Annotated in this window: 14 protein-coding genes; 10 read left to right on the forward strand and 4 right to left on the reverse strand. The window is 56.2% G+C overall.

The window, feature by feature from the left end:
• Positions 1–28 precede the first annotated feature (28 nt).
• The 5 genes from PSR63_RS09220 (at position 29) to PSR63_RS09240 (ending at position 5019) form a co-directional block, all read left to right on the forward strand.
• On the forward strand, positions 29–418 hold the full coding sequence (locus tag PSR63_RS09220; RefSeq protein ID WP_274332637.1) for a VOC family protein: 390 nt from the start codon (positions 29–31) through the stop codon (positions 416–418).
• 74 nt (positions 419–492) lie between these two features.
• Positions 493–1698 (forward strand): FG-GAP repeat domain-containing protein, encoded by a 1206-nt coding sequence (locus PSR63_RS09225; RefSeq protein WP_274332638.1) that lies wholly within the window; start codon positions 493–495, stop codon positions 1696–1698.
• Between the two features lie 173 nt (positions 1699–1871).
• A complete protein-coding gene (locus PSR63_RS09230) occupies positions 1872–2879 on the forward strand; it encodes a Gfo/Idh/MocA family protein (protein ID WP_274332639.1) in 1008 nt (335 codons plus the stop codon).
• A 357-nt stretch (positions 2880–3236) separates the two neighbouring features.
• Complete coding sequence (locus tag PSR63_RS09235) at positions 3237–4148, forward strand: hypothetical protein (protein ID WP_274332640.1); 912 nt, start codon at positions 3237–3239, stop codon at positions 4146–4148.
• On the forward strand, positions 4138–5019 hold the full coding sequence (locus PSR63_RS09240; protein WP_274332642.1) for a hypothetical protein: 882 nt from the start codon (positions 4138–4140) through the stop codon (positions 5017–5019). Before PSR63_RS09235 ends, PSR63_RS09240 begins: the two co-directional genes overlap by 11 nt.
• An 18-nt stretch (positions 5020–5037) precedes the next feature.
• On the opposite strand, the gene PSR63_RS09245 is transcribed toward PSR63_RS09240, so the two are convergent.
• Entirely contained in the window at positions 5038–5547 is a 510-nt protein-coding gene (locus tag PSR63_RS09245; RefSeq protein WP_274332644.1) for a hypothetical protein, read from the reverse strand.
• Positions 5548–5847: 300 nt separating this feature from the next.
• Here PSR63_RS09245 and PSR63_RS09250 point away from each other — a divergent pair, with 300 nt between their 5' ends.
• Positions 5848–7329, forward strand: a complete 1482-nt coding sequence (locus PSR63_RS09250) for a WD40 repeat domain-containing protein (protein WP_274332645.1) — start codon at positions 5848–5850, stop codon at positions 7327–7329.
• Between the two features lie 136 nt (positions 7330–7465).
• The gene (locus PSR63_RS09255; RefSeq protein WP_274332647.1) at positions 7466–8242 is read left to right on the forward strand and encodes a hypothetical protein; all 777 of its coding nucleotides are present in this window, start codon (positions 7466–7468) and stop codon (positions 8240–8242) included.
• A 146-nt stretch (positions 8243–8388) separates the two neighbouring features.
• Here PSR63_RS09255 and PSR63_RS09260 read toward each other — a convergent pair whose 3' ends face one another.
• The 3 genes from PSR63_RS09260 to PSR63_RS09270 form a co-directional block, all read right to left on the reverse strand.
• Entirely contained in the window at positions 8389–9321 is a 933-nt protein-coding gene (locus PSR63_RS09260) for an ankyrin repeat domain-containing protein (protein WP_274332649.1), read from the reverse strand.
• A gap of 41 nt (positions 9322–9362) precedes the next feature.
• A complete protein-coding gene (gene epmA / locus PSR63_RS09265) occupies positions 9363–10346 on the reverse strand; it encodes an EF-P lysine aminoacylase EpmA (protein ID WP_274332651.1) in 984 nt (327 codons plus the stop codon).
• Positions 10347–10619: 273 nt separating this feature from the next.
• Complete coding sequence (locus PSR63_RS09270) at positions 10620–11396, reverse strand: NRDE family protein (RefSeq protein WP_274334310.1); 777 nt, start codon at positions 11394–11396, stop codon at positions 10620–10622.
• Between the two features lie 822 nt (positions 11397–12218).
• Between PSR63_RS09270 and PSR63_RS09275 the strand changes: the two genes are divergently transcribed.
• The 3 genes from PSR63_RS09275 (at position 12219) to pepF (ending at position 15848) form a co-directional block, all read left to right on the forward strand.
• A complete protein-coding gene (locus PSR63_RS09275; RefSeq protein WP_274332653.1) occupies positions 12219–12578 on the forward strand; it encodes a DUF2750 domain-containing protein in 360 nt (119 codons plus the stop codon).
• 120 nt (positions 12579–12698) lie between these two features.
• On the forward strand, positions 12699–13760 hold the full coding sequence (locus PSR63_RS09280; protein ID WP_274332655.1) for a beta-ketoacyl-ACP synthase III: 1062 nt from the start codon (positions 12699–12701) through the stop codon (positions 13758–13760).
• A gap of 258 nt (positions 13761–14018) precedes the next feature.
• Complete coding sequence (gene pepF / locus PSR63_RS09285; protein WP_274332657.1) at positions 14019–15848, forward strand: oligoendopeptidase F; 1830 nt, start codon at positions 14019–14021, stop codon at positions 15846–15848.
• The last annotated feature ends 10 nt before the right edge of the window (positions 15849–15858 follow it).

Raw genomic sequence — 15858 nt, forward strand, 5'->3', positions numbered from 1 at the left:
TAATAGACCTTTCCCTGGATGAAATGCCATGAAAATCGAACACTTTGCCCTCCAGGTTGCCGACCCGATTGCTGTTGCTCGCTGGTATGTCGTTCACCTGGGGATGACCATCCAGAAGGGAAGCAGCCAACCGCCGTTTGCCCACTTCCTGGCCGATGACGGGGGACAGATGCTGATCGAGCTCTACTTCAACGATCAGTTCGACGTGCCGGATCAATCGCAGGTCCCGCCGGCTCATTTTCACCTGGCATTCGTGAGCGAAGACATCGAGAAAGATCGCAAGCGGCTCATCGAAGCCGGGGCCAAGGAAGAAGGCCCGATCGCCACGCAGCCTAACGGCGACCTGGTTTGCTTTCTGCGCGACCCTTGGGGCCTGACGCTGCAGCTGGTCTCGCGCGTGGAAAAGCTTTTAGCCTAAGAGACGTTTGTTTCGGGGCGAGCAATCGCCGATAATCGGGAGCATCTTTCCTATTCCCCTTGGAGGTGCTCCCCATGCGATTGCTGCCCGCCTTGCTGACTGCCCTGCTTCTGCTTCCCTGCCCACTCTTGGCCGATGAGCTTTCGTTTGAGCCCGAAGAGCTGAACACCCAGCTGGGCGTCGGGTACGCCGTTCGCCTGCTCGATATGAACGGCGACGAGAAGCTCGACATCTGCATTGTCGATAAAGAGCGTCTGATCTGGCTAGAAAACCCCAGCTGGACCGAGCACGAGATCCTGGGCCCTGGCCAAACCAACGCCGACAACGTGGCCTTTGCCCCGGCCGACATCAACGGCGATGGAAAGCTCGACTTCGCGGTGGCCGCTGGCTGGGGTGGCGGCAAGACGCAGCGCGGCACCATCCAGTGGATCACCTCCGCGGAAGCCAAGGGAGATCACTGGAACGTCCATCCGATCCGCAACGAGCACAGCACGCATCGCATCCGCTTTGCCAATGTCATCGGCGATGAAAAGCCGGAATTGATTATCGGCCCTCTCTTCGGCCCCGGCACGACGGGACCTCACTTCGCAGAGAACGGCGTGCGTCTAATCGCGCTCGAGATTCCCAAGACCCCAACCACCGACGAGTGGCCGGTCCACATGATCGACAACTCGTTGCACGTGATGCACAACTTCCTGCCGATCGACTTCACCGGCAACGGTAAGACCGACATCATCTCGGCCAGCTACGAAGGCGTTCACCTTCACGAGCTTCAGGAGGACGGCAGTTGGAAGAAGTCGCAGCTGGGCAGCGGCGATCAAGAGTCGAGCCCCAGCCGCGGTGCCAGCGAAGTGAAAGTCGGTCGCCTGGCCAATGGCGATTGGTATATCGCCACCATTGAACCGTGGCACGGCAATCAGATTGTGGTCTACACCAAGCCAGAGGATCAGCCGCTGCGAAGCCTATGGACGCGTCACGTCCTGGACGACCAATTGAAGTGGGGACACGCCGTTTGGTGTGCCAATTTAGACGACGACGCCGACGAGGAACTGGTGATCGGGGTTCGCGACGATCAGACCGATAGTACCCGCCGCGGACTGCGTATTTTCGACCCTCAGGATGCTAAGGGATCCCAATTCCAGCGAACGGTCATTGACCCCGGAGCGGTTGCCATCGAAGATTTAGCCGTAGGGGACCTGAACGGGGATGGCAAAGCCGATATCGTGGCGGTCGGTCGGCAAACACACAACGCCAAGATCTACTGGAACAAAACTCAATAGCGATCGCTACATTTCTCAAACATTACCTATTTACCGGGTGGTTCCTACTATTTTTATCGCAAAATTTCAATATCGCTGGGTGAATGACGAACGGACCGTTACACTGGATTTCACCTGCCAAACGCGAAATCTTATCTCCCCACATCATGAAGAACGAAATAGGAACAGGCCCGATGAGTAAAGTTCGTTGGGGTGTGCTGAGCACCGCAAAGATCGGTACGGTCAAAGTCATCCCTGGGATGCAGAAAGGGCAATATTGCGAAGTGACCGGCATCGCCTCGCGCTCGCTGGAAAACGCCCAGGCAGCTGCTGACCAGCTCAATATTCCCAAAGCTTACGGTTCGTACGAAGCCCTGCTGGAAGACCCCGAAATCGACGCGGTCTATATCCCGCTGCCCAACCACATGCATGTGCCCTGGGCCATCAAGGCCATACAGGCCGGCAAGCACGTGCTGTGCGAAAAGCCAATCGGACTGAGTGTCGAAGAAGCCCGGCATCTGGCCGACATCGCTTACCAACACCCGAACCTGAAGGTGATGGAAGCGTTCATGTTTCGCCATCACCCGCAGTGGCAGAAGGCCCGCCAGATTGTCCGCGAAGGGGGTATCGGTACGCCGGTCACCATCCAGTGCTTCTTCTCGTACTTCAACAACAACCCATCCGACATCCGCAACAATCCTGACTGGGGTGGCGGCGGCATCATGGACATCGGCTGCTACCCGATCTCGCTGTCGCGGTTCATCCTCGAAGGCGAACCGGAAAAGGTCATCGCTTCGGTGACGCGCGACGAAGAGTTCAAGACCGACGTCGTGTCGTCGGTGATGATCGACTTCGGCGGGCTGATGAGCACGTTTACCTGCGGCACAAAGATCGTCCCCTACCAGCGGGTCAACATCTTCGGCACCGAAGGCCGCGTTGAGATCCAGATTCCCTTCAACGCTCCACCAGACGAGCCGTGCATCTTGTGGCATCAGCAAGGGGAAGAGATCACCGAGATCCAACTGCCGGTGGCCGATCAATACACGATCCAAGGCGACCTCATGTCGCAGGCCATCCTGGAAGACACCGACGTCCCCACGCCTATCTCCGATGCGGTCGCCAACATGGAAGTCATCGAAGCCGTCTTCCGCAGCGAACGCTCCGGCCGCTGGGAATCGGTCAATCACATGGTGGCCAAGTAGGAAACGATCTCCATCGCCCGCTTTCGCCTTCGCAGGCTGAGGGGCTGATAAGCGATGCGATCAAAGCACATGAAAGCCCTGGAAGAACAACCTTCCAGGGCTTTTGTCACTTCTTGTTCATCGGTTGCGGGGCTCACACAGCTCGCGTGATTCACTTAGACACTTAGGCCTGGTCTTGGGATCCAAGCCTACTGTTTTTCACGGAAGTGATTGCAGTGATCACGGCGTGCCTCGCGATGCCGATCATTCCCTCGGGGGGGGATCACCCCAGTATCATAGCCATCGCACCACCCAGCTGTTACGGTGAGAGATATGTGCTGCTTACTCTTTTCTGTCGATTCGCAAAAGCCGAGCTGAATGGAAGCCGATCACGACGAAGCATTCTCCTCGACCGCGATCCATGCGGGCGATGATGCTTCCGCCGATTCCTACGATCTCGAAGCAACCAAATGGTTGGTTCCGGCAGCCTTGGTTTTGTTTGCCATGCTGCTGTTGGAGATCGTCGTGCTTCTCGCCTGGCGAACTCCCAGCGACATCGGCATCTTCCTTCGCTTCGGCCAGGCAGGCATCGTCGGCTTCTACTTGGCTTGCGGCTGGGCGAAGTGGTGGGTTCGCTGGTTGGTCGCCGCTGGCTCGGTGCTGGGCCTTTCCGTAACCATGCTGCAGCCCCAAGATCCGGTTTCTTATGTCATGTTTGGCGTGCTGATCGTGATCTCGGCTGGGTTCACGTTTCTGGTCCGCATGATCGTCGCCGTCATTCGTGGCGAGTCGAGCCCCACACAGCGCTTCACCATCTTCGGTCTGATGCTCGTGACCGGCGTCGTGGCCGTTTGTACGGTTGCGTTGAACCAGCTTCCGGAATTCCAGGATACCGCGCGGGGGAGTTCCATCATCCTGATGATGGCTTGTTTCGGGTTGTGCTTGATCGCCCAGTGCTCTCCCCTGTGGACTACCAACCCGCGTCAGGCCATCGCCTTTGCCGCCAGTGCCATATCGCTGGCACTTGTGATGCCGTTTGGCATCGTCGGCGTTATCTACGTGTTACAAGATCAAATGCCAGAAATGTGGAACGTCGTGACGGCGTGCTGGGGCATGGCCTTCACCACCTGGGTTACGCTCTATCCGCTTGTCTTTGTCTTCTACGGGATGGGCGGGGCGCTGGTCGATCCGAGTTGGAAACTCAAGCCACGTCACGAGAGGTCCCTCAAGCCTGCTCGTGTCCAACCGGAATTCGATGTCCTGATGGGCGATGATGGCGATGGAACCTGATGCCGCTGAAGTGATCGAAGACGTGGGTTCGCCACCAGAACCCAAGCCTGTAACGACTGGGGGCTTGCGAATTGCGGGTGTGCTCGCGCTGCTTGTCTGGGCGATATCGATCCTGATTTGCCTCTTCAGTTCCATGCGATTTACATTCGAAATCGGCATGTTTCTCATCTATAGCCTCACCGCGTTTACGGGGTTCTACCTGGCTTGTGGCAATGCCCGGTGGTGGGCGCGTTGGCTGCTGGCCAGCTTGAGCATCTTGCTTATCGCTTCAAGCCATTACAGCCATGACATGCTGGAAGGGATTTCCTATCACGGCGTGTTCATCGTGATCTCGGCTGGATTCACATTCGCGGGCCGCATGATCCTTTCGGCCTTTCGCGGCGAGTCGAGCGCTCGTCAGCGATTCACAATTCTCGGCTTGATGGTCGTCACGGCAATCACCGCCGTATGCCTGCTGGCGATCAATTACTTGTTCTTATCCAATGGAGCAACGGACGTGGCTGTGGCCATTGCTATTCTGACCGTGCTCGGTTTTGCGATGACCGCCCAATGCACTCCCGCCTGGACGAACACGAAATGGGAAGCGTTTGTCTTTGCGGCAACTGGCTTCCTGATCGCGATTCCGTCCTCACTGATCATTTACGGCATCCTGGCTTTCTCCGAAAACACAACACAGTTGGTCGAGGAGGTGATGTATCCGGTATGGATGATTTTCCTCTTGCTGTGGCTGATCCTCTACCCGCTTTGGTTCAGCTTCTACGCGTTAGGCTGGAAGCTGATCCATCCCAGTTGGAAGCTTGGACCGCGTCATGCCATGAAGTCCGCGGTCCGCATGAAAGAGAAAGAAGTCGACGTCCTGATGGAAGATTGATCGCCGATCACCGGCGGCTTATTCTTCTTCGTCGTCGTACTCGACATGGCGATCGCGCCAGTACGTTTCGTTGGCCAGCACCTGTTCAATGACCGCTGGCTGATCGAGCGCCGCTGCCTGGGGCACAAGCTTGAGCTCGTGATCGGCATAGACGCCCTGCACTTCAAACTCTTCGGCATCGACCGGAATCGCCCACCCATCGAAGTAGACATACTGCTGGCCTTCCTCCAAGTCCTCGGTCATTTGCTTCATGAGTTCAATCCAAAGCTCAACGTCCTCATCGGTCGGCGGCTCGCTGTAGCGGGTATCGAGGTCCAGGTGCGCCAGCTCCTCCCAGGTCAGATCACAAGGCGCGGCAACCGCGAAGGTATAGGCATGCCGGCACTTGGGACAAGCGAAGAGCCACCCGCAGCCACACCAGGGGCAATCCATTTGGGCCGGCGCCGAGATCCAGCACGGCTCGCACTTGCAGTGAGAAACTAAATCGTCGTTGGCCTTCTTCAGGAACAGTCCGACCTTTTCACTCATCGATCGATCCTTGCTTCACAGGGCGTAACTCACCAGGGCAATTCATCGCCAAGCGGCGCATACCTGAGATGCCGTTCGGTGTACCCTACCCAGTCGCCGACAGCAAGCATTTGCTGCTTCCCAGAAAAATGAAGAACGATTTCTGCGGAAATTCGTCGAACTAAATAGAGAGAACGATCAATCCTTTGTGAAAGTCTTTTCCCACTCGGTTTTCGCATTCCCTTCCCCCCGACAGGTATGCATAATCGGAAGATAGATTCGCTCTGGCCCGCTTTCCTTCATTGCCTTCTTATGTCTCGAATGATTCGAACACTTACGATTGCCTTCGTTGTTTTGCTGCTTCCCACGCGACTGGCCTTTGCCCAGATGAGCGCCTCGCCGTGGATGCTCGCCTCCGACATCACCATCCCTGCGGACGAGGACGCCCAGATCACCATGGGGCCTTCCGGTTGCCCGGTGATCGTGGTCAACCGCGAGGCCTGGCACATCAAATCGAAGAAGGTGGTGCAGACGATCCCCGAAGGGACTGAGATCGGTGAATACCGCTGCTTGAGCGCCAACGGCAAGTACTTCGCCGCATTCGCAGGCCGCCGTTTCGATCGTGGGAAACCAGTCAACGTCTGGAACCTGGTCACCGGCGAGATCGTCGCCACGGTGCCTGGCAAGTCGGATACGACCTACCAGGTGATGAAGATCATGTACAACCGCTACTTGTTGGTGGCTCCGTACGATGGCAAGACATTGACGATTTGGGATCTTGAGGAAAACAAGAAGACCCGTGATGTCTTCGTCCGAGCCGAACGCATCGAAGAAGGTCAGCTGACCGTTTCGCCGGATGGTAAGTACCTGGCACTGTGCGAAGGAGACAAGGTCTCGGTCATGACGCTGGCCGATGGTCGCTACGTGGGCAACATGGCTGCTCCGCTGAGCGATCTGGAAAGCCGTTCCAGTTGGACGCTCCGTGCTCGCGATGTCGAAGACCTCGAGTTCTCGCCCGATGGCCAGGAGATGGCGGCGGTCTACGGCACGTTCAGCAGGCAGCGCCTGGTGGTCTGGAACAGCAAGGGACAGATCATCCAAGACATCCTCTTGAACGTCCCTTATGGCCGCTTGAATGCGTACAGCTTGTCGTGGCTACCGGATCAAAGAGGCTGGATCGTCGACGGCAACGTCATCGATCGCGAAACCAAACGGATCACCGTTCAGTTCAAACGTCCGCGTAACGACAACGACGAGATCACGGTGCTCGACAAATATTTCCTGATGGGACGCTTCGGCGAAGAGGCCGAAACGATCACCATGATCGGCCTTCCCTGGGAAGAAGTCGCCCGGTCGCTGGAGGCGATGAATTCCGTCGACAACGTGATCATCGGCCCAGGTGCCAAGCTTTCGCTGTATGTCTACATGCGAGGCCAACGCAGCCCGTCGGTCGACAAAGCCCGGGCAGCCATCGGCGACGCGATCGTGGCCCGCCTGAAAGCGGACAAGATGCTTTACGCTGCAGACCAAGACGCCTACTTCCGCTTCAACGCCGAGCCTGCTTCGCCAGAGCATCAATACGGCCAGTTGAAGCTGGAACTTCTCATGAAGGGCTCCGACGAGCCGATCTGGTCGCACACGTTCTCATCGTCGACAGCCACCGGCTTCCTGCAAGGCTTGGATAAACAAGAGATCTCGGACGCATCCGCCACACAAGTCGCCGCCGAAATCAAACGCCTCCAGATCCCCTACTTCATCCCCCGCACCGCCGACTTCCTACCGCTGCCGTTTGTGGTGCAGTAGGCCAGCGCGTTCAAGCCTGACGAGTCGGAAACGGGATCACCTCGCAAGGGGCATCCAGTCCACAGCCAGTTTCCGGCCGTTCTTCGTGAATGGCTAATTATCAACCTAGAATGACCGTCCTGCGGAGCAAGTGCTGATGCTGCCGGAAGACAACGCGTTTCTTTTTGGCGTGTTAAAACTTGCCAAAGCAACGCCCAACTCTCAGGGTCGCCATACGTTCGGTGGGAACACTCCATTTCGTGGCGCGACACGAGAGGATTGTGATGGCCTCTTAGTACATCATTTGTATTCTCTTGATTTAGCCGATCCTGCGTTACCGTTCAGTCCACCGGGATTGAAGTCGTTACCGTTGCTCTACTGCTTTGATTTTCGCGCAAACACGATTGGGTATCGCTTTTCAACTGACGATTCGCTTCAGTTTTTCTTCGATCGATCAGATCCGAATCTATCTTCCGAGGAAGAATGGCCATACGAAGACTATCCTGAGCGATTCCCAAGAGTCCCCATGAGTATCACCCCAGTACCCTACAATCCGCAGGATCCTGAAGATGTTTACGCTTGGGCCGGCATTTTTGGCATGGATCACATTTCAAAAGAAGGTGAAGAACTTCTTCAAAAGAAAGCTCACGAATCGGCTCGGCTTTGGCAACAGGATGCTCCGCAGACCAGAGAAGAACTATCCGATTACCTTGACATGCCATTCTCCCAAGGACGCCCCACTTCGCGATGTATGAACCCCTTGTGCGAATACTCTCAGCAAGATCGTCGCAACCAACTTCGGACCATCGCGATTGTTCCCAATTGTCCTACAAAGGAAACTTACTTATTCGGCAAATATGAAGATGACGTGATTCTGATTTTCCAAATGTGCGAAAAGTGTCAGACCATTCGCGTTTCCAATCAGTGCACGTAGTATCCTCGTGTGCAATCCCTTCTGGGGCTTTGGTTTCATGAGGAAAGAACTTGATGAGATCACGCCAACCGCGTCGGAAATGGAATCACCTCGTCTATCGACTTCGCTCCGATCGCCGCCATCACCAGGCGATCCAATCCCAACAACTATTTGTTTTCATCGGAAAAACTAGCCGCTCGCTCTTGGTAACCGAGTGTGTCTTTATGGCTTTCTACTTCCGGATGATTCTTGATCCAACGATTCCATCTCTGGTGATCCGATCGTACGTTGGCGACAGAGATTCCATGATCGGTTAACCAGTTTTCAATTTGCTCAAAATCGGACTGTTGCTGGGTAGTCCAACTCTTCGGGTTTATATTTTCGCTTTCGACGAAGACATCGACAAAATTAAGCAGACTCGGCTGTTGGCGTACCATAGGGTCCGCTCCGTTTTGCAGCAAGAACAACGCGATCCCATATTGCCCTCCCCAGCCTGCGGCACGCATCAGTGGCGTATCCCCTGATCGACCGCGTCCATTAATATCAGCCCCAGCATCGAGCAGCATACGAATCCTCTGCTTTTTTGACGGAGCATGCGAAATAACGAGACAGAGTGGGGTATCGCCATTCGCATTTGTCAGATTGGGATCTCCATCATGCGTAAGGACAGCACCGAGAAAGCCATCCTGTGATGCCTTCGTCGCCAGATGAATGATTTCATCGCCAGGCTTAATGACATTGGTACCAAAACGACTCTGAAATGTGAGATTCGGATTGGTACCCTTCTGCAGCAACATCTCAAAACATTCTAAATTGTTGCGGGCAAATGCCCACAGCAGCAGTGTCATACCGTCCTTGCCAATTGCATTAACATCAGCACCTGCCTCAGCCAAACGTTTTATCTTGCTTGGATTGTTGGAGTCGATTGAGTCGCATAACTCGATAACTTGCTCGTCATGGAAGAAATCGTTTGCTCGCCAGCCATTCGCCCCAGGAAATGCAGCGGACTTGGGTGGATGAGGATAACACCCCAAAGCCATGACGATGCAAAGCAAAAACCCTAAACCTACAACAGGCAAGACATTCATAGGATTGAGCATGGCATAAGTCACTTCGGAAAAAAGGGCACGGGATCATTTCCCTAAGCCAACCGCGTCGGAAACGGGATCACCTCGTCGATCGACTTCGCTCCGATCGCCGCCATTACCAGACGATCCAAACCCAACGCACAGCCGCTACACGCTGGCAGGCCGTCGCGCATCGCTTCGATTAGCTGGCTCTCTTCTGGCAAAGCGGGCTTGCCGAGTGACTCACGAGCCGCGTTGCTGGTTCGGTTTCTCTCCACCAAAATCTCGGCGTCGAGCAGTTCGTCGTAGCCGTTGGCCAGTTCCATCCCATCGACAAACAGTTCAAAGCGGCAAGCTACCCGCGGGTCAGCTTCATCCAGCCGGGCCAGCGCTGCCTGCGAGGCCGGGTAGTGATACAGGATCACCGGCCGATCGAAGCCGAGCTTCGGCTGAATCAGTTCCGATAGCAGCAGTTCCAACAGGCCGTCGATGTCATCATCCGAGAACGACTCCGGCACGCTGACGTTGTGCGTTTCGGCTATCGCTTTAAGCTGCTGCGTCGTTGTGGCCAGCGGGTCGATGCCCAGATGCGTCTGAAAGAGCTGGGCGTAGCTGATGGTTTCGGCTGGGCCTCGCTGCAAAGCGGCCTCGGCCAAATCGGATAGTAGCTGCATGCCGGCCTGCAGGTCGTCGCCGACTCGGTACCATTCAATCAGCGTGAACTCGACATTGTGCTGCAAGCCAGCCTCGGCCAGGCGAAAGGCCTTGGTGATCTGAAAGATGGCATCCGCCCCAGCCGCCACCAGCCGCTTCATGGCGAACTCAGGCGACGTCTGCAGGTAGTATCGCTCGCCTTCGCTCGGCTTAGCCGGATTCCAGGAGAGCGGCACCGGCACGGGATCGAGATGCGTGTCGACGACCGTGTCCCGAGAAAGTAGCGGCGTCTCAACTTCCCAGAACCCGAGAGCCAGGAAGAAGGCCCGCACAGTTTGGGTGATCTCGTGACGGCGTTTCAAGTTGTCGATCGACGCGGTAGGACGCCAGGAGTGATTGGGCATGAAAGCAAAACAATCAAGTCTTAGTCCCCTCTCCCTCGCTGGGAGAGGGTTAGGGTGAGGGTTTATTGAGCGACGCTAATATAACACCGCCAGACGAAGTACTGCACCAATCTGGAACACATGGCGGGCATTCGCTTGAGAGAAGCACGAGCCCCCTCACCCTAACACTCTCCCCCGCAGACGGTGGAGAGGGGACCGGAATGTCCAATAAAAAAAGAGCACATCACGCATGCAATGTGCTCTTTCGAGTGTTATCAATTTCTCGTCGGCGAACTAGGCTTCGGCTCGGGAAGCTCGGGCTTCGCGAAGACCGCGGCTGAGGATGTCTCGCAACAGTGGCGAGTAATCTTCGTAGCCAACCTTGGTCGGAGGACCTTCGGTGTATTGGAAGATGGCGTCGCGGGGCTTTTTGCCCAGCGAGATCAGCGTGCTGCTGACCGTACCCCATTCCTTACCTTCGATCACCATCCCAGGACGACCTTGAGCCGCTGGCGGACGGGCAAAGACCTTGCTGGAAACGGCCAGGAACTTCACGGCCGAATCAAGCGTCTGCAGGGTCATCAAGCGATGAGCCAGCTGAACACGTTCGTCGCGCGAATCGTTCAGGTCGTGACCACCGATCAGGTTCAGGCCTTCTTCCAGGCGTTGAGCGTTGACGTCGTCGCCACCATGCACGACCCAACCGCTGTCGGCGTCGGCCATGACGAAGTTGACTCCGTCGTACTGCTCGGACATCAGTCCTTCCATCGCCACTTCGACAGCAGCCTGAGCACTGCTGGCCCGCAGCAGTTCACGGCACAAAAGTCCCCGCGAACGAGGTACTGCTGGACGCTTCATCTTGCGACGGTTAGTGCATCCGACAACGAGACCGTGCTGATTGACGCCGAGCCAGGTTCCCCCAGCTTGTTGATCAATGCCGCACAACGCTCGTGGCTTCCCCGATTGAATCGAGGGAGCGAGCGTGGGACGATCATAAAATTCTTCCCGATTAGCCGCGACGAGAATCGGGGCCTCAGGAACGCTTCGGTATTGGATTGCCAATAGGCACATATTGTTAAAGAGCGGGGCTAGAGGATTGAAAAAAGCAAGTGCCCTGGTCACGCCCCAAGGTCGATCTAATTCCCTTGAGTCTATTCTTTTTTCCCCATTCGGACACCCTTTAATGGGGGTCGAGTACCTAAATTTTTGTTAAAACAAGTTTCTCGGACGGCCGCTTGAAGGAAGTGTGAAAAGAGGGACACAAATAAGCCCGCTATCCCCACCTTTAAGGTACACCCTCGATCGGCGGCCCCCCCGCCAGATGGCAGCCAATTGTCAAAAAACTCGGCAAAATCGACATTAATGGACTCGGAGTCGCTCGGGGCAGCCGCCCCCGATGCGTCTCCGGCTTCGACGACCGCAGGCGACCTACCTCGGTTTGATGGTGCCTGAACGATGCCTAGATCGGACCAAAACGTCACCGTAACCGTCAAAGACAAGGTTGATTTCAGCCCCCCTATCCAGTCGACCGTGATCACCCTTTGTTCGCTTCGAAGGACACGCCAACGCAGCGTGTGTTCGGCATCTTCCAAGGAGGACGATCGAAGGGCGAATAGCCGCTGGTACGAAACGCCTGGTGATCGTCGTGTATTTCGTTCAGCTACCGACCTGGGTGAAGCAGCGTCAAATTTCCGTTATCATTTGAGACGGGTTGTTTGACTCGGCCATCTGCGAAGAGGCTGTCCTTGTGCCGATCAAACGCGAAGACGTAAGTGGCAACGAACTCTGATCTGCTTCTTTCCACCGACTTGGCCAGCCGGCGTGAGAAGTGTCACTGAACTTTTCAACCCTCTTTTCCCTAGCCAAGCGGAACAGCAATTCGGGAGTGATGATATGTCCTCAGGCAGATTTGCCGGAGCTGTCGACTTAAGCGGTCCAGATCGACTACAAATGTTCATCCACAAGGTCAGCGATTCGCAAGAGATGTGGGGACTGTACGTCGATGGCTGGGCCGAAGCGACCGACGAAGACGGCAAGAAGGCCTTGGTCGTTTGGCCGGATGAACAACATGCCCGCCTTTGCGCTACGGATAAATGGCGACAACACTCCCCTAAGATGATCAAGCTCTCCAGCTTCAACGAACGTTGGGTTGATAAGCTGGTCCGCATGCGGCTGAGAGTGGCCGTCTTCCCTACCCCGTTCGATGGGCCGGTCTTCGTCGACCCGGTGGCCTTGCGAGCGGAACTTCTATAATTCTCTGACAGTAGTTCCCACAGAATCGCGTGCCTGTTAACGGGAATAGGCATGAGAACTTGGGGGATTTCTGGTACATTAATCGTTTTCCGGCACGAGCTTCCCTCACGAAACGAAAGCATGGCGACGGCGCAACCCAATTCCTCTCCCCGCAGTGACACCACGTCTCCGCGCCCAGTTCCCTCTGGGCGAAGTCATCTTCGTTCACTGATGGGCTTTCAGATTCTTGGTACCGGCAGCTACGTGCCGGAGAAGGTCGTCCCCAATGAAGACCTCTCGTCGCTGGGATGCGATCCTGAGTGGATCATCCAGCGCACCGGCATTCGTGAGCGTCGTCACGCTCCGGAAAACATCGCCACCAGCGATATGGCCTACGAAAGCGCCATCGCGGCGATCAAGTCGGCCGGCATCGAGACCGACGAGATCGATTTGATCGTGGTCGGTACGTTCACGCCTGACTCGGCAACGCCCTCGACCGCCTGTCGACTCCAGGAACGCCTCGGCATTCGTGCCGCAGCGATGGACGTCAGTGCGGCCTGTGCCGGTTTCCTGTACGCCATGATCACGGCGGCCCAGTTCATTAAGACCGGCACCAGCCGCCGAGCCTTGGTCGTCGGTGCCGATCTGCTCTCGCGGATCTCGAACCCCGAAGACAAGAAGACCTATCCGTTGTTCGGCGACGGCGCCGGGGCAGTCGTTCTCGGACCGGCGGGCGACGACCAGGGCATGCTGTCTTACACGCTTGGTAGCGAAGGCGATGGCGGTCCGCTCTTGTGCGTCCCAGGCGGTGGTTCTCGCGAGCCCCTCACCGAACAAGGCCTATCCGAAGGCAAGCAGTACTTGTACATGGATGGCCGCAGCGTCTTTAAGTGGGCTGTGCGTGTGATCGAAGATTCGATCCGCGATGTCCTGTACGGCGCCAATCTCACGCCAGACGACATCTCGCTCGTCCTCTTGCACCAGGCCAACGTCCGCATCATTGACGCGGCCTGCGAGAACCTCGGCTTCCCGCGCGAGAAAATGGTGGTCAACCTCGACCTGTACGGCAACACGTCGGCCGGCAGTGTCCCGCTTGTGCTCGACGAAGCGATGCAAAAAGGTCTGATCAACCGCGGCGACAAAATCCTGATGTGCGGCTTCGGTGCCGGGCTATCGTGGGGTACGACTGTCTTCCAGTGGTAGGCTGGATGATCAAACGTGGATTACGCCAAGATATATCGGGCATCTCTGATGCCCTTTTTTTGTGCCATCACTAACCACTCATCCGACTTCTTATCCGCGCCCATCCGTGTAATCCGTGGTCCCTCCCCTTCTCTCTCTTCCTGAAAACTGAAAACTGAACACTTCCAACTGCCCCCAACCTAATCTTTAACCATCCGCTTTTACGCGGTACGATTGCCTTCGAGATTAGCGATTAGAGAAACCTGAGAAGGAACCAACATGGCCAAGACTGCCAAAGCAGCGAAGAAGTCTGTCAAAAAGCTCCTCACACGCGACCAGGTTGCCACCGGTGATACCTGGGATTTAAGCAGCCTTTATCCTGACCCCGAAGCATGGGAGAAAGACTTCAAAAAGCTGGCCAAGAAGGAAGCCGGCTTCGAGAAGTTTCGTGGCACGTTGGCCAAAGGTCCCAAGGAACTGTTGGCCTGCCTGAAGTTCGATACCGAAGTCGACCGTCTTGGCGAGAAGCTCGGCATCTATGCGTTTCTGAAAACGACCGAAGACCAGGCCAACGATGACAGCCAACGCCGCATGGCTCGCTTTCAAGCCGTGGCCAGCAAGCTCGGTCAGGCTGCCAGTTACATGGCTCCGGAAATCCAAGCCATTCCGGCCAAGCGTCTGCAGGAACTGATGGACGATCCGGTCCTCAAAGGCTATCGCCTCGTCCTGGAACGCATGACGCGTTACAAGAAGTACACGCTGGGCAAAAAGGAAGAACGCATCCTGGCCATGCAAAGCGAAATGGCAGGGGCCGCCGGCAAAGCGTTCCGTCAACTGCTCGATGCCGACATGAAGTTCGGTAACGTCAAAAACGAAAATGGCGAAGAGCAGGAACTGACCAACTCGACCCTGATGGAATTCCTTCTTTCGCCGGAACGTAAGGTTCGCAAGAAGGCCTTCGAACAGTACTACCAACAGTTTGAAGGACACGAGAACACCCTCGCCGCGACCCTTTCCGGTTCGATCCAGAAAGACGTCTATTACGCCAAGGTCCGCGGTTACGAAAGTGCTCGTGGTCAGGCCCTTTACGCGGACAACATTCCCGAGTCGGTCTACGACAACCTGATCGATTCGGTCCACAACCATCTGCCGGCCGTGCATCGCTACTTCGAGCTGCGTCGCCGCAAGATGAAGCTGAAGGACATCCATCACTACGACACCTACGTGCCGATCTTGAACAACATCAAGAAGAAGCACACCTGGGACGAAGCGGTCGACGTGATCATGGATGCCATGATTCCACTCGGTCCGGAATACTGCGACGTGCTGAAGGATGGCCTCACCAAGGCCCGCTGGTGCGATCGTTACCCCAACGCCGGCAAGCAAAGCGGCGCGTTCAGCTGTGGCAGCTTCGACGCGGCTCCGTTCATCCTGATGAACTACAAAAAGGATGTGCTGGACGACGTGTTCACCCTGGCTCACGAGGCCGGGCACTCGATGCACAGCTATTACTCGGCTAAGAGCCAGCCGTACCAGTACTACAACTACGTGATCTTCGTCGCGGAAGTGGCCAGTACGTTCAACGAGCAGCTACTGAGCCAGCACCTGCAAGAGAACGCCGAGAACGACCTCGAACGGGCCTACCTCATCAACCGCGACATCGACGCCATCCGCGGCACGATCATTCGCCAAACGATGTTCGCCGAGTTCGAGAAGATCACCCACGCCATGTGCGAAGCAGGCGAACCTCTCACGTCGAAGTCGCTGCAGGAAGTCTACCAAGGCCTCCTGGAACGTTACTTCGGTCCTGACTTCGTCATCGATCCGCAGTTGAAGCTCGAATGCCTCCGCATCCCGCACTTCTACCGGGCGTTCTACGTTTATAAGTACGCGACCGGTTTGTCCGCTGCGATCGCCCTGAGCATGCGAGTGCTCAACGGCGGCAAGGCCGAACTGGACGACTACCTCTCGTTCCTCAAGGGCGGCTGCTCGAAGTATCCGCTGGATCTCTTGCGAGATGCCGGCGTCGATATGGAAAGCCCCAAGCCGGTCGATATGGCCCTGAGCCACTTCGAGAGCCTGGTCGATCAGTTGAACGACTTGCTGTAAAGGTCATGTC

Origin of the sequence: Bremerella sp. P1 (genome assembly GCF_028748185.1) — a bacterium.
Classification (GTDB): Bacteria; Planctomycetota; Planctomycetia; order Pirellulales; family Pirellulaceae; genus Bremerella.